This is a genomic window from Nostoc sp. FACHB-110, assembly GCF_014697425.1.
GTDB lineage: Bacteria > Cyanobacteriota > Cyanobacteriia > Cyanobacteriales > Nostocaceae > Nostoc_B.
Window position 1 is genome coordinate 150,162 of the sequence record NZ_JACJRU010000003.1, and the last position, 14,851, is coordinate 165,012.

The 14,851-nt window shown below is 39.5% G+C and carries 14 protein-coding genes and 1 pseudogene; 6 read left to right on the top strand and 9 right to left on the bottom strand.

Annotated features, from left to right (window positions below; all coding sequences use genetic code 11):
* Positions 1–14: 14 nt before the first annotated feature.
* The 6 genes and pseudogenes from H6G69_RS04810 to H6G69_RS34755 form a co-directional block, all read right to left on the bottom strand.
* Positions 15–806, bottom strand: coding sequence for a hypothetical protein (locus H6G69_RS04810; protein ID WP_190682410.1), 792 nt, complete (start codon positions 804–806; stop codon positions 15–17).
* A 34-nt stretch (positions 807–840) separates the two neighbouring features.
* Positions 841–3,588, bottom strand: coding sequence for a hypothetical protein (locus tag H6G69_RS04815; RefSeq protein ID WP_190682413.1), 2,748 nt, complete (start codon positions 3,586–3,588; stop codon positions 841–843).
* Positions 3,536–3,913 carry a hypothetical protein gene (locus H6G69_RS04820; RefSeq protein ID WP_190682416.1) on the bottom strand — a complete coding sequence of 126 codons (378 nt, stop codon included), beginning with the start codon at positions 3,911–3,913 and terminating at the stop codon, positions 3,536–3,538. The genes H6G69_RS04815 and H6G69_RS04820 overlap by 53 nt, the downstream gene beginning before the upstream one ends.
* A 17-nt stretch (positions 3,914–3,930) precedes the next feature.
* Positions 3,931–4,551, bottom strand: a complete 621-nt coding sequence (locus H6G69_RS04825) for a hypothetical protein (RefSeq protein WP_190682419.1) — start codon at positions 4,549–4,551, stop codon at positions 3,931–3,933.
* A gap of 412 nt (positions 4,552–4,963) precedes the next feature.
* Positions 4,964–5,233: a hypothetical protein gene (locus tag H6G69_RS04830; RefSeq protein WP_190682422.1), complete on the bottom strand. Its 270-nt coding sequence runs from the start codon at positions 5,231–5,233 to the stop codon at positions 4,964–4,966.
* A 135-nt stretch (positions 5,234–5,368) separates the two neighbouring features.
* Positions 5,369–5,425, bottom strand: a pseudogene (locus tag H6G69_RS34755) (DUF2905 family protein); the annotation flags it as partial.
* A 360-nt stretch (positions 5,426–5,785) separates the two neighbouring features.
* Here H6G69_RS34755 and H6G69_RS04835 point away from each other — a divergent pair.
* The 3 genes from H6G69_RS04835 (at position 5,786) to H6G69_RS04845 (ending at position 8,865) form a co-directional block, all read left to right on the top strand.
* Entirely contained in the window at positions 5,786–6,322 is a 537-nt protein-coding gene (locus H6G69_RS04835; protein ID WP_190682425.1) for a nucleotidyltransferase family protein, read from the top strand.
* Positions 6,323–6,839: 517 nt separating this feature from the next.
* Positions 6,840–8,159 carry a substrate-binding domain-containing protein gene (locus H6G69_RS04840; protein ID WP_190682429.1) on the top strand — a complete coding sequence of 440 codons (1,320 nt, stop codon included), beginning with the start codon at positions 6,840–6,842 and terminating at the stop codon, positions 8,157–8,159.
* Positions 8,160–8,316: 157 nt separating this feature from the next.
* The gene (locus H6G69_RS04845; RefSeq protein WP_190682431.1) at positions 8,317–8,865 is read left to right on the top strand and encodes a PEP-CTERM sorting domain-containing protein; all 549 of its coding nucleotides are present in this window, start codon (positions 8,317–8,319) and stop codon (positions 8,863–8,865) included.
* Between the two features lie 79 nt (positions 8,866–8,944).
* Here H6G69_RS04845 and H6G69_RS04850 read toward each other — a convergent pair whose 3' ends face one another.
* A complete protein-coding gene (locus tag H6G69_RS04850; RefSeq protein ID WP_190682434.1) occupies positions 8,945–9,928 on the bottom strand; it encodes a GntR family transcriptional regulator in 984 nt (327 codons plus the stop codon).
* Positions 9,929–10,124: 196 nt separating this feature from the next.
* On the opposite strand from H6G69_RS04850, the gene H6G69_RS04855 reads away from it, so the two are divergent.
* The 3 genes from H6G69_RS04855 to cysC all read left to right on the top strand — a co-directional run bounded on the left by H6G69_RS04855 (position 10,125) and on the right by cysC (position 12,632).
* Entirely contained in the window at positions 10,125–10,868 is a 744-nt protein-coding gene (locus H6G69_RS04855; RefSeq protein WP_190682437.1) for a dienelactone hydrolase family protein, read from the top strand.
* Positions 10,869–10,970: 102 nt separating this feature from the next.
* Positions 10,971–11,873, top strand: coding sequence for a S1 RNA-binding domain-containing protein (locus tag H6G69_RS04860; RefSeq protein WP_190682440.1), 903 nt, complete (start codon positions 10,971–10,973; stop codon positions 11,871–11,873).
* A 180-nt stretch (positions 11,874–12,053) separates the two neighbouring features.
* On the top strand, positions 12,054–12,632 hold the full coding sequence (gene cysC / locus H6G69_RS04865) for an adenylyl-sulfate kinase (RefSeq protein WP_190682443.1): 579 nt from the start codon (positions 12,054–12,056) through the stop codon (positions 12,630–12,632).
* On the opposite strand, the gene H6G69_RS04870 is transcribed toward cysC, so the two are convergent.
* Both H6G69_RS04870 and H6G69_RS04875 read right to left on the bottom strand, forming a co-directional pair.
* Positions 12,623–13,693 carry a glycosyltransferase family 1 protein gene (locus tag H6G69_RS04870; RefSeq protein ID WP_190682447.1) on the bottom strand — a complete coding sequence of 357 codons (1,071 nt, stop codon included), beginning with the start codon at positions 13,691–13,693 and terminating at the stop codon, positions 12,623–12,625. The two genes, cysC and H6G69_RS04870, sit on opposite strands and share 10 nt — an antisense overlap.
* A complete protein-coding gene (locus H6G69_RS04875) occupies positions 13,693–14,850 on the bottom strand; it encodes a glycosyltransferase family 1 protein (protein ID WP_190682450.1) in 1,158 nt (385 codons plus the stop codon). Before H6G69_RS04875 ends, H6G69_RS04870 begins: the two co-directional genes overlap by 1 nt.
* Position 14,851 lies beyond the last annotated feature (1 nt).

Sequence of the window (14,851 nt, forward strand, 5' to 3'; positions counted from 1 at the left end):
CACATTTTGCTAAATTAATTTCCCTCTTTTCTACCAAATAAATCAATTTGGGAAGTGGTGCGTAAAAGTCTAGCAGCTTCAGCTGATGAATCAACCCGACGCGCGCGGTTGGCTTCTTCAACTTGTTGAGAAATATTGGCTAAGTTTAAGTTGGAATATTGCAAAGCTTGGTTGTTTTGGAGTGTTTGAGAAAGATTTTCTGCGTTAATTTTTGCTTGTTCAGCCAGGATTTTAATTGATTGTAGTTGGATATTTGCTTGGCATACGCTTGGATTTACAGTGTTTGTACCTCCTGAAGCAGTGGATGTCAAAGCCTGACACGCCTGATCTATGATTGAATCGGCAAAACTACTTTTATCAGCATCTTGAACGTATTTATCAATATTTTCAATGCTGGTTTCTGTAGCTTGTAATTTACTTTTTATTCTGATTTGTCCATTTGTGCCAAACACACCAGATACGGCACTCCGAGTTGCTAGGCGATTAATTTCATTACTGATGATTGCACCATTAACGGCGGCGTTATTTTCAAATTTATTCGATAGGGAATTAATAATAATATCATTACGTACTTGTTTACCTGCGGCCAGTGGGTCAGGAATATTTAATTCTCCACTGTTACTGCTCAGTGCGCCTTGAGTTCTAATATCTAATGGTCTAAAAGTATCGTTAACATTATCTCTGAGATAATTTTGTAAATCTACAGAATAGAATTGAAAATCATCCCAAACTTGCCCTAGTTGTGCCATTGCAGGTAAGACTAATAAGCTGGAAAAGGCGATTGTCAGTAATGTAGTTTTTCGCATAAGTTGTTACCGGAGATTGTGTGAAGAAATTATCTTAACTACCTCGCAGGGAAGCTAATAACTGACGGGCAAATATAGAAATAGCTTCGTATTTATCTGGATATTCCTGCATAGCTTTGGTACGTGCAGTTTGTTCGTGGGGGTTATTAGCAACTACAGCTAATTGTTCGTATCCTGGATAGTAACGGCAGAAGGTATAAATGCCGTTATCATCTAATAACCATTGGCTGTATACTCCTTCTTTGCGCGGGAAAAAGCTTTCGGAAGCGTTGCGCGAAATAATGTCGCGGGGATATTTCAAAATACTGACAAAGCTATCCACAGCAACAGGTTGAATACGACCGATTAATCGGGTTGACAAGTTTTGCAAAATTTTCGATGAGGCTCTAGATTTAGCAATGGTGTCGGGGTCTTGGGCAGAGAGAATGACTCTAATCCCGGCTTTAGCACCGTTAGCGCAAATTCTCCCGACTAAATCGGAAATTTGGTCGAATTCAAACAAAATTGGAGCTTCATCAATAAAGAAGATCGAAGCTGGACTACTCAACGCCCGGCGCAAGGCGGCAGAATAGGCACTTAAAGATAAAACAGCTGCGTCTTCGTTATCGGCAAGGTTCCGCAAGGCAAAGACTAAAAGTTGGGCATCGGTGGGAAAGCTTGATGGTGCTGAAATTGCTTGGCCAACGCGGCTGGAAAGCCAAAACCGCAATCGCAATTGTATTTGGCTAAGGGCATCTTCAACTCGGCCACTGACCGAATCGAGGCGCAAATGTTCTGGCGAACAAAAGTAAAGGAAGTCTTTGAGTGTTGGGGTTTTTTCCCATTCGGGGCTGCCAAAACCGCCATTCATCGCCTGGCGATAGCGTTCTTGAATGCCTTCATCGGCAAAGAAGGCTCCTAAAGCCAAGTTGAGTAGAGAACGGACGGTTTGGGCAAGTAGTTGATTTTCCGTAGAGGAGCCTAATACCATTGTCATTAAGGCTGACTCTAAAAAGGCGACGTAATCAAGTAAACGATCGCGTTGTTCTTCTGTTGAGAGCGATCGCAAATCTGGCTGTTCAAATAAGTTATTCGATTGTTTGGAAATATCAAAATAAGCCCCGTTCCCCTCCATAAATTCGGTGTAGTCGGTGAAGGTAGATGTCCCGTCTGGTTTGGGGAAGTCTAGGGCAACAACGGGAATATTGTGTGCCAAGGCTTGAGTTAAAATTCCTGACACTAACACCGATTTACCCGCACGGGTAGTAGCGAATAGTGCCAAGTTTTTGTGTTGATTAAACAAGTCTAAATGTAGCGGTGTACCGCCTTCTTCTGCGACTAACTCAAAGCCATATTTATCTCCGGCTTTGGTCATTACTAAAGGCATTAATCCCGGTACTTCACTTGTTAAATAAAGTTGTCTGCGGTTAAATGGTTTAACTAATAATCCTTCCCAAACGATGGGTAAAGATTGCAGCCAAATTTTCCAAGCATATTCAGTTTCTCGAATTACCTGGGCTGGGCGTTGAAAACAGTTTTCGATATATCTGGTAGCTTCATCTAATTTTTCTGGTGAGGGACGATGCACAAAAATAGCAATTCCTGTGTAAATCGGGACGGCTCCTTCGTACAATTGTTCTTGGGCTGCTACCGATTTTTTCAATTTTAATTGAGCATTAACGTCAATTGTTTTACTTTTTTCTTGTGCTAGTAGTGCTGAGACATTTGATTGTTTCAATACTCGTTGCAAAGTCGTTTTAACTATCGCCGGGTTCGCTGCTGTTAACTGACAAAAAATTTCTGTATCAACTACTGTTTCTCTGGCTAGCAGTTCCCATAAATACCGCAGTTGGGCAAATTTATTCGGCCAACCACCTGGTTTTTCCAGAAAAGACATCGCCCCAATGTAATGATTATTAATATTTACCCAGCGGCGATCGGCACAAGGTACACTCGATTCCATCAGCAAAGTTGTGCTGTGGATGTTTTCTACCAGCAATTTGCTACTAGCTAAATCAGAATTAACTAGTTCGTGGAGTCCGGTTTCATCGAATGTGAGTAATTGGGGAATTTCTATGGGGGTTGTCTCATTAAATCTCAACCAGACTTCTTCCCAAAGTTCTTCAGCATTTAAAGGCTTAATATCTAACCCCATTTTGTTAGATAATAACTGTTCCCAACGGCAAAAACCCTGTTGGTATGCGTTAGAAATCACAGTTTCGATGCGGTGATTTTCAACTTCTTCTAGTTCGCCTTTAAATTTTAACCACCAAGATTCTGTCCTTGCCAAGATTTTTTCAATCCAATCATCGGCATGGGTAGCATTAGGCTCAATAGTATAAGTTGCATAAATTCTTAAAAATTTGGGCTTACGAATACCAGAAGCAGTCAATTCTCTGATTCTGGCGCGTTCTGCCATAACTAAATATTTAATATCCCGCGATGGCGACTTTTTGATTAAGTCGCCTAGTTCTTGTTGACGCTGTTTATCAGAACTAAAAGACCCCATGTGCAAGGTCATTCTTTCGCCTTCAGGGATATCTTTTAACCCAGATTCAATGTTATTAAAAATAGTATTAATTTGTTCTGTTCTTAATGTGGTATGAATACCTCTACACTCGAAACCAAAGACAAAACAAAATCTATCTTTTTGAGTGCCTTTAGTTAAAATATAAGCGCCAACATCACGCCCGTCCACTGCGATGCGTAGCATTGTCGCTAAGTGTAAAGCATCTTCAAATGGCGTTAATCTACTTTCGTTTCCTGGCGTACCGATGCTTTTCTTTCCGATTTTTTGCTTCATGATTTATTTCCAGCAAGCTTTGATAACGAGCAAAGCCTCTAGTCCAAGTGGGAACTCCGATAAATTTACTTAAAAAACGCCAACTCCTACCACCAGATAATATCCACCAAGTTGCAATTCCCCAACCTGCTATTAAGATAGTCCACAACCATTTTTGAAAATCATCGGCAAATAAACCGCCAAACACCCCGTTAATCACAAAATATGAGGTTAGGGCAATGACTAACCAAGGAAAAATTTGGTCAGCAGGAACTGGCCCTAATGACGGTTGTGTGCCTAAAATTTGATTGACTGGACGAAAATCTTGCTCTCGTTCTTCAGACATACAATCAATTTAACTAATTACTGCCCGCCATTACCAATCACAAAGCCTGTGAGAACATCCGCAATAGTTACAGCTAAAACAACTAACAAAGGTGTTCTGGCTATACTTTGCCAATCTTCATCTTTACGTACTGCATTAATTACCCCAATCAAAGAAACTGCAATATAAAGCAAGTAAATGCCGCGCAAGACATTAAATATTAAACTAACTGCTGTTTGTGTACCAGCAGTGTTACTATTTGCACCTTGGGAGAGGTTATTTTTGAAAAAGTCTTCGGCTCTTTTAAAAAATTGTGCCTGGGCAGGGGTAGCGAGATAATCGAGCCAAAATAAACTCAATATCACCACGGGAGCCAATATTTGAAAAGCTATCCGCCAACGTTGAGGAATGTTGACTTGTTGCCCGATTTGATGAACAACTACAGCAATTAAACTGCCAAATACTAAACAAAAAAGTAAGACAGGACTTTTGAGGCTGATGACACTCAAAAATACGGCACAAGCCAGTAAAAACGGCACTGATTCTATTAATTTATTAGCCCAGAATTCAAATATATTTTTTGGTTTTTGGGATGATTTTTCGGCGGGATGATTGTCAATTTTACGAATGATGCTTGCGCGATAACCCTGTCTAGACATCTGTCAGGTTCCTTAGTTTTTTCTCAAAAAATTTAGTTTTACTTTTGGAAGAGTCTGGTAATTCTCAGCCAAATAATTATTCATTTAATAATAATTATGTGTCAAAAGTATATTATGTATTCATTTTGTTATGAATTATTAAGACTTGGTTAATCAATTCTTAACTTTGAGTTAACTCATGAGTATTCTAGAATCTCCGCTCAAGTTTTTCATGACAAAACTGATTTTTAACTTCATCTATTGCTCCTGAATTGCCCAGATCACAACTGTTAACTTCGACTGTAGTTATTAACAACAAAATTTGTAACATTATATATGTCCTTGCTGTTGAGATAACTGCGAGATAGGCTAAAAGTTTTTTGAGGCATCTGCATTGCGCCCGGATCACCTAGGTTTGTACTGCACTAGAAAACTAGTGTAATTGTGCAACAGTTGTCAATGAGGATAGTAGATGTTTTTTATTGGGTTGACAGCTAATTTTTATACATTGCTCGCCTAAATTCTCTGGTTGATTGTCAGATAACCTATGCATAGTTACTATGTGGTTATGCTTGATTTGAAGAATCAATGAGGGAATTTTCTCATCGGTGAGCGATCGCAATTGATACTGGTTTAAATTATCAGTAAGGAAGCTCTGCTCTACGTGATTACCCGCAATTTTATTGAGGTTGATGTGGAGCATTTGCACGTTTTTTTTAAATAACCCTGATTAGTCAGTAATTTCGTCAAGTCTAGCACAATTGCGACTATATTTTTTATACGAAAAGAATAAACAAATTACTCTTTACTGCATCAAAAAGTTGATGAACCTGATCTGTCAATTTAAGACTACACTCAGGCATAGCATAGTTGTAATCGGGAAATACACGGTGAATCAGCAGGTGTAATTTTGAGTGTTTTGAGTAAATTACTGAACCTATGCACACTTATCCGTAGATAGCCGGAGAACAATACACAGATGATGAAAGGTAGGCAAAATCGGGGTGGTAGACTAAGTAATTAAGACTATGGTCACTGATTGAGCAAGGCAATTCGCAATTCGCGGCGGACGCTGCGCTAACGCAATTAAGAAAACCTAATTAATCAAGGCTTTGGAGGTTTAAATCTGTTTGATTATTTTAGGGAATTGGTGTCACAAGTCAGAATTTCACAGCAATTAAATTGTGATTAAATTTAAATCTTTCCTGGTTAATTTTTAGTTCCATCCAAATTTTCTTAGCTGGGTGATAGATGGATGAATAGTAATGCACGTTTACAAACAGTTTTAGCAGACACATCTATTGGTACTGTACTACCAGCGATCGCGCAACTCAATCTCCCCAACTGGTGGCTGGCTGGGGGTGCAGTGCGGAATAGCGTTTGGCGTGCCTTATTTGGCGAAACTTGCTCTTTAGTGATTAAAGATTTTGATATTGCCTTTTTTGACCTCAATGGAGACCGTAACCAAGAATTGACAGCGAAAGCGCAACTCACAGACAAATTTCCTGACCAGCTATTTGATGTCAAAAACCAAGCGAGTTTTGCTCGATGGCGGCCTGGTAAGCGCCCTTACGCTAGTACAGAGGATGGTGTACAAGATTGGTTGCACACAGCAACAGCTGTTGGTGTGAGGCTAAACCCCCAAGGAGAATGGGAATTTTTTACACCTTATGGTTTAGATGATTTGTTTGCTGGGATAATTCGACCTACACCAGCACACATAGATAATCCCGATGCTCATAATAAGGCAAAAGATTTTTTAGCAAAATGCTCTTGTTTAAGGTTGGTATAAGTTGAGGTTAATTTTTAATCGTATTGAAAAATATTTGATTTTTGAGTTTTTGATTAATTAAATTGATTGTTATTTTAATGAACTCATAATCAAATCATTGCTGAATCTTTACTTGCATACCATAATCTAATTGCGTCAACACTAATTAACGGCTATTAATTATCTCCAGCTTGTAGGTGTGTAAATTACATATAGGCTGCTAGTAGCGAAGGACATAGACTAGTAGCCACAATTGCTTATTAAATAAGCGTTTTTGGCATCTCTATCACTTAATTGTTGATAGCAAATTTATCTAGTGCGACCTACTTGAAGAATGTAAATACCGCAGTGCAACTTGGCAATTAAGGTTGATTAGCACTTTTCTAACTAGCCTTAATATTAGCAAAATTTTATATTGTTTGCATTGAGATTCACTATACATTCTTGAGGGTAAAGCAAAAACTTCTATGGCGAGTTTTTGCTGAATTTAGCGTGGTTAAAGTGTTGAACTTTTAACTTTTAATTAAAGGAGTTTGACGTGGCTTTTAATCTTCAGCGTCACTTAAATTCTTTGACGAGTTCTATATCTGTAGTTGCCATCGCCGCTGGTTTAACCTTGGCTCAAGCTACTACACAAAAATCTCTCGCTCAAGTAACTTCCATCAACGGTGCAGGTTCCTCCTTTGCAGCTCCTTTATATGTAGGTGTTCCTGCTGGCTTACCTGCATTTGCTCCTAAAGGCTCATGGTTCAATACTTACGGTGTTGGTAATCCTAGCAGCTTAAATCCTCCCGGCCCCATCAACTCAACTGTCACATTCCGATATGCAGCAGTTGGTAGCGGTAGAGGCGTAACTGCTTTCTTAACTCAAACCCCACCACCTGGTACTACTACCATCCCTGCGCCTGTTTCTTTTGGTGCTACTGATGATCCTTTAATAGGTACAGAAGTAGTTACAGGTGGCCCCAATGGTGGCCCATTCATCCAAGTACCTGTCGCTGGTGGTGCAATCACCCTAGCTTACAATTCCACTGGCTTAACTGTACCCGCAGCAGGAATTAGACTTTCACAAAGCACTTACTGTGCAATTCTCAATGGCAACATCACAAACTGGAACGATAGCAGAATCAGAAACGATAACGGTGGTGTGGTCATTGCTGCCAACCAGCCTTTGAACGTTGTCCGTCGGGAAGATTCTAGTGGCAGTACTTTTGCATTAAGCAACCATCTTAATACCATCTGCCAATCTCCTACTGTTCCTGCTGCTTCTGTCTGGACTCGGGGAGTTGGCCCTAACAGTGCGCCTTTACCTGCGTGTCCACCCACACCGGCTAACACAGTCTGCTGGCCAACTCGCTTCCTCAAAGCCTCAGGAGGAGGTGCTGTAGCTGACTTGATTAACGCTACCCCTGGTACTATCGGTTATGTTGATAGTGCTACCCGCTTATCTAAGAATCTGCCTGCGGCTGTGTTAAGAAATCGTTCCGGTCAATACGTTAGCCCTTCACCCGCTTCAATTACAGCCGCTTTCACTGGTGTAGTTGATACAGATTCTTCTGATCGAAGAATTAAAATCGAAGTCACAAATCCCACTGCTACCACTGCTTATCCCATCGTCACGGCAACATATCTGTTGTTTTATGACAGATATGCAAACGTGAGTGTAGCTAATGGAATTAAAGGCTTTATTCGCTGGGCGGTAGGAGTACCACCTGTACCTGCAACTCCTAGCCCCAACACTATAGCTACAGCTAGAGGATACGCACCTCTGCCCGATAGCATCAAGACTAGAGTTGTCGATGTTGTTGGACGTTGCGTGGATACTGTTGTAGATCCAGCCGCAGCCTGCGTGCCTTAGGTTGAATAAATAGGACTTACGCGTGAAAAAGGTGAATTGACTTAGCAGGCGTAAGTCCTGTTAATAGCAATCAAAAAATGATCAGAGTGGCTTGCCAAAACATTGAAAGTACTAATGTTTACTTTGTGATTATTTATTTACCATCATGAAAAGTTTTATGCTGAAATTAACCCCAAACTGGCAGTTTACTATTGTGAGTTTAATAGTAGGTTTAGCTAATATTGGTTTACCTTCTATGGCACAAGCCGCACAGTTATGGAATTTTCAATATTCTGGAAATAGTTCTGTACCAGTAGTAGCTAGTGGAACTTTAATTACTAGTGATTTAGATCCAATCAATAATACTTATACAATTACCAGCATTACTGGCACAAGAACAGTTGGTGACGTTACCCAACAAATTGTCGGTTTGCTTCCAGCGTTTGAATTTGGTGGTAGCGATAATTTGTTATATGCTGGCGAGCCTTTGCTGAGTATCAGTGGCTTTTCGTACAAAGTAGAAGGTGATGAGTCTGTGAATTTGTACTCAAATTCTACTTTGGGTTTCCCTGGATATTCGGAGCAGGATTCTCAAGGGAGATATGGAATAGATTTTAGTTTTGCAGCGACTAGAGTTGTCGTACCTGAACCCTTAAGTGTTGGTGGTATAGTTGTTGTCGGTGCGATCGCATTGTCGATGAATCGTAAACGCAAATACTCAATATAAACCAAGATTGTCTGTTAAAAATGGGTGTAGGGATGAATGGGTTTTCAAGACCTACACCCCTACACCCTTCCCCAAAGCTTTAAATTAAACCTAATTCTCGTTTGAGTAAGTTAATTGAATTTAAGCCAATGTAATTTTCTACTTTAATCAGTTTTGGTAAGCGGATGATATCTTCGGCGGCGGTTTGTACTGCTGTTTGCACTGCTTTAAAACTAGCTGCATCACTAACTATGACTTCAGCGCGCTTGACAATCGCCTGAAGTTTGTAATTATCTTGGGGTTGTGCTGTCATCACTAATAGTTCATCACCGCGTAAACCGTGGAGAATAACTTCCGCCGCCCGGGCAATTCCTGTACTCAGGCTGACTATACCTATACAATTATCTTTGGGCAAATTCTTAACTAAATTTAATTCTTTACTGTAATCATAAATATCCAAAGGAATTACTCTGACAGCTTTGGGGGCCGCAATTTGTTCGACTTCACCGATAAAATAGCGGCTGGTGACAACTGTGGCCGAGTTGGTTTTATCTAAGACAGCTGCTAATTCTTCCATTGGAATCAACTGAATGGGGATTTTGAGGCATTGTTCTAATTCATACACCATCAATTCTCCAGCCCCAATATCTTGTGAAGGGACGGCTACCAGCACTTGAGAACTACAACGCAAGCGCCAATCCATTTCGGCTAAAAATAACTCCCGCGCTTGATTTAAAGAGCAGCCTTGAGCTAAAAGTTGGTCGAGGGCTTGCTGCACAACTTTGTAGGCTTGCGGGTGTTCTTGCATAATTGGTGATGGCAATCTGCTTCCGCCTTCATGGCCTTGGGCGCGGACATAAATTCCCGAACCTGCCAAACTTTCTACCAAGCCTTCATCTTCTAGTTGTCGATAAACTTTGCTAATGGTATTACGATGTAATCCTGTTTGCATAGCCAGCGCCCGTGTGCTAGGCAACTTATAAGCAGGGGGATACTGGCGAGATGCGATCGCAAACCGAATTTGATTAAATAACTGGGTAGATGCGGGAATTTCACTGTCTGGCTGAATACGAAATTGAATCATCACCAAAACTCCTGAATCAAGTAGCGACAAGCAACCAGCTAAATTGACTACTTGTATTTTTTTGACTTTTTACAATACTCTTCGTTAAGCAGTTTCTCGCTTACTCACTTTTGGTAGTTGATTCCTGCCTGAAAAATAGCCTAAACATACTGGCATAGTTATATCAAACAATCACACAGCATTGGTAAAAACTATTATGACAGAGCTAGCAATTGACACTTCATGGGTTAAGATTTCGCAAAACGATTTACAAATCTCAGCATATCTAGCACAGCCGCAACAACCAGGTAGTTACCCAGGGGTTGTGGTCTTACAAGAGATTTTTGGTGTGAATAGCCACATTCGAGATGTGACAGAACGCATTGCCAAGCTAGGTTATGTAGTCATAGCACCAGCATTATTTGAACGTGTCGCACCTGGATTTGAAACTGGCTACACTCCAGCAGATATTGAAGTTGGTCGAAAATATGCTTGGGAACAAACTCAAGCACCAGAATTACTCAGCGATATTCAATCAGCAGTTGATTATCTCAAAACTTTGCCTCAAGCCAAAGCCAATGCCATTGGTTGTATTGGCTTTTGCTTTGGTGGTCATGTTGCTTATCTTGCCGCGTCTTTACCAGATATCAAAGCTACTGCGTCTTTTTATGGTGCGAGAATCACTACCACCAGACCTGGAGGTGGAGAAGCGACTGTCACACTGACTCCCCAAATTCAAGGCCAACTCTACATTTTCTTTGGTATGAAAGATGCCAGCATTCCCTTAGAACAGACTAACCAGATTGAAGCAGAGTTAGAAAAATATAAAATTCCGCATCGTGTCTTCCGCTACGATGGAGCTGACCACGGATTTTTTTGCGATCAGCGTGCCAGCTATAATCCAGAAGCTGCTGCTGATGCTTGGGTTCAGGTACAACAATTGTTTAGTCAGTTAAGCTGAACATTATTTGTCCTTGGTCATTCTTAATTACCAAGGACAAATTACTGATGACCATTAAACATCCAGTGGTCTTAGCTAAATAACAATTAATTTTCATTAGTCATGAATTCCGAATCGAATTTATCTCAAAAAGCCAATTCGTCTTTTACGATGGATGATTTTGCCAAAGCCTTAGAAAAACACGACTACCAGTTTCAAAAGGGACAGGTGGTTCACGGCAAAGTGTTCCAACTTGACCCGGATGGTGCTTATGTCGATATCGGTGGCAAGTCGTCTGCTTACATTCCCCGCGATGAGGCTTCTTTGAGAGCAGTAACCGATTTATCGGAAGTGCTACCGTTGCATGAAGATTTAGAGTTTTTGATTATCCGGGAACAGGATGCAGAGGGTCAAGTAACTCTTTCACGACGGCAGTTAGAAATTCAGCATATTTGGGCAAGAGTAGCGCAAATGCAGGAAAATTCCCAAACGGTAGAAGTGCGGGTGACAGGTGTGAATAAGGGTGGTGTCACCGTTGATTTTCAATCTTTGCGGGGGTTTATTCCGCGATCGCATTTAGCAGAACGTGATAACTTAGAAGCACTTAAAGGAAAAAGTGTAACTGCTGGCTTTTTGGAAGTAGACCCTAACAATAAAAAATTAATCCTTTCTCAACGTTTAGCAACGCGTTCTAGTAACTTCAGTTTGTTAGAAATTGGTCAGTTAGTTGAAGGTAAAATCACTGGCATTAAACCATTTGGCGTGTTTGTTGATTTAAATGGCACAAGTGCTTTGTTACATATTAAGCAAATCAGCCAAAAATTTATTGAATCTCTCGAAAAAGTCTTCCAAGTCGGGCAAACAATTAAAGCTGTAATTATTGATTTGGATGAAGGCAAAGGTAGAGTAGCACTTTCTACAAGAATTTTAGAAAATTTTCCTGGTGAAGTGTTAGAAAACATGAATGAAGTAATGAGTTCGGCCGAAGCACGCGCTCATCGTGCCGCAAATAAGGCGGCGGAGTAACTAACAGATAAAGGTAATAGGTAACACTTATCCCTATTACCTTGGTCAATTACATGATAATCAGTTACGTTCTACGCCTTAAGTAAGAAGTAATCATGTTGATAAACTGCTAAAAAAATTGTAATGATTACATTTTTCGCAGTTTAAAAACTTATTTTGTAACTCTCTTGCAGCGTGAAAATGGAAAATTCAGGATTGACTTTATGGTTTACCGGACTTTCTGGTGCTGGCAAAACCACAATTTCAAAAGGCGTAGCTTCACAGTTAAAAGTAAGAGGTTATCGTGTTGAAATATTAGATGGGGATGTAGTTAGAACGAATCTATCTCAAGGTTTGGGTTTTAGCAAACAAGACCGAGATATAAATGTCTGTCGGATTGGTTTTGTCGCTAGTTTATTGAGTCGGAATCAAGTAATTACTATTGTGGCAGCAATTAGTCCTTTTCAAGATGCGCGAGAACAAGTTCGACAAATGCACAAAAATTTTGTGGAAGTTTATGTCAAAGCATCTTTGGAAGTATGCGAACAAAGAGATGTCAAAAGATTATATGCTTTAGCTAGAGCCGGAAAAATCCCAGAATTTACAGGGATTGATAGTCCTTATGAAGAACCTGTAAATCCAGAAATTGTTTGTGATACTCAACAAGAAAGTATTGCCGAGAGTATTACTAAAGTTATCAAATATTTAGAAACCAGAGAATATATTCGAGCCGCTGCTGTTAGTAGTGAAGAACCAAATTTTAATGCTATTTACAAATAGTGTGATAAAACTTCAGCAGTAGCTTTTCCTGTTTTTTCCCAACTAAATAAATTCGCTCTGGCGAGACCTTGCTCTCGAAGTTGCGATCGCAATTGAGCATCTGACGCTATCATCTTCATAGCTGCGGTAATTTCCTCAGTGTTGTAGGGATTAACCAAAATAGCCGCATCCCCAGCAACTTCGGGTAAAGAAGACAGGTTAGAAGTGATGGCTGGTGTTCCGCAAGCCATTGCTTCTAAAACAGGAAAACCAAAGCCTTCCCAAAGACTGGGAAACACAAGGGCGATCGCTTGATTAATAATAGTAGGTAGTTCTTGATAATCTACATAATTGAGAAACTTTACCCGGTGAGAAATTCCCAATTCTGCCACTTGCATTTGTAAAATTGGAGTATAGCGTTTATCTGTTGGGCCTGCTAACCAGAGTTCATATTCTTGAGAGAGTAGAGCAAAGGCACTAATCAGGCATTGTAAATTTTTATAAGGGTCTTGCCTGCCGATGTAGAGAAAGTAGTTGCGAGTTGGTAGATTGAGATGAAGAAAGTGGGTGCGATCGTGCGCTAAAGGAATAGGCGTAATTTTATTAGCGGGAATTTGGTAAAAATCAATAATATCGTCAGCCGTAGCTTGAGAGTTACAGACAACGTGCTGCGCTTGCTGCAAAACTTGTGGAACATAGTACCGATGATATGGCGTTAGCGGCGAGAAACGTTTAGGAAAGCGCAACGGTATCAAGTCATGAGACATCACGACAAACCGACAGTTACTATACAGTGGTGCTTCTGGTAAAGGTGAGAATAAAAGTGGCGATTTTAATTCCTGATAAATTTTAGGTAATTGCAATTGCGTCCATATCAGACGGTTAAAATGCCCTTTTGTACCATAAGCAGGTGTAAGATTATCAGGTATCAAATAACAGTTAAAATTCTGATATTTTTGAGCAGTTAGTAAAGTCGGTTCAAGAACTTTTAAATAAGGAAAAATATTATAAGCATAGTTACTGATACCTGTGGGTTGAGATAACAGTATCGATAAATTAACAATTAAAGAATTTTGTTTCATTAAACAATGCTTCTGTAAGCCTCTAAAGTTAATTTTGCTGTTTTTTCCCAAGAAAATAGTTTAGCTCTTTCTTTACCTTGAGCAATTAACTCTTGTCGCAATTGGGAATCACTAATGACTTGCAAAATTGCTTCTGCTAATTGCATTGGCTCATTAGGGTCAATTAATATAGCAGCATCGCCTGTAACTTCAGGAATTGAAGAACTATTAGAAGTTACTACGGGTGCGCCTAATGTCATCGCTTCCAACACAGGCATACCAAATCCTTCATAATAAGATGGATAAACAAACACATCAGCTTTGGAATAAAAAAATGCTACTAAATCATCAGATAAGTAATCAAGATGATGAATTTCGTTTCTCCACGGAGAATTTTTAATAGCTGCAAATATTGGCTCGTAGCTCCAGCCTTTTTTACCAATTAGTATAAGCTGATGTGCGATTTTATAAGTTTCTTTTAAGTAATTAAATGCAGTAATTAGTGTATTAATATTTTTTCTTGGTTCGATAGTGCTGACAAAAAGTAAGTACGGTTTGCTAAAATCATAAAGTTTACTTTTTGCTAATTTTTCACTCAATTCTAGTGTAAAGGAACTAGCATTATAGCGACTAGCCAAAGGAGTTACATATACTTTTTCTTCAGGAATATTCAAATAGTTTATAATATCTTTTTTAGTATTTTCTGAAATTGTTATTACTAAATCTGTCCATTTTAATGACTGTTGAATGCGACTCGTATATGTTCTAACGATAAAATTTGTAAAACTGGGATATTTAATAAAAGTTAAATCATGAAGACTCATGATATTAAGACTTTTAGCGCAAGGATAAACAAAATAATCTGTACCATGAACGATATTAGGAGAGCCTAAAAATTGCTCGTAATAAGGAATTAGAGGATTAGGAAATTTAACTAAAGTGTTTATAACACTTACGGGAATAGGGATAGTAGATACTGGAATATTTAAATTCAAGTAATCAAGCTGATCTACATCACGTTTAAAAATATTTTTTAACCTAGTTTGTCGTATAGTTCTTAATTGAAAATTTTGGCTTGCTTGAAGTGAATATAAAGCGTGAACTAAATTATAAACATATAACCCAATACCACTAGGTTGCGAAGTTAAGCAAGTTGTATCAATAGCGATTGTCAACATT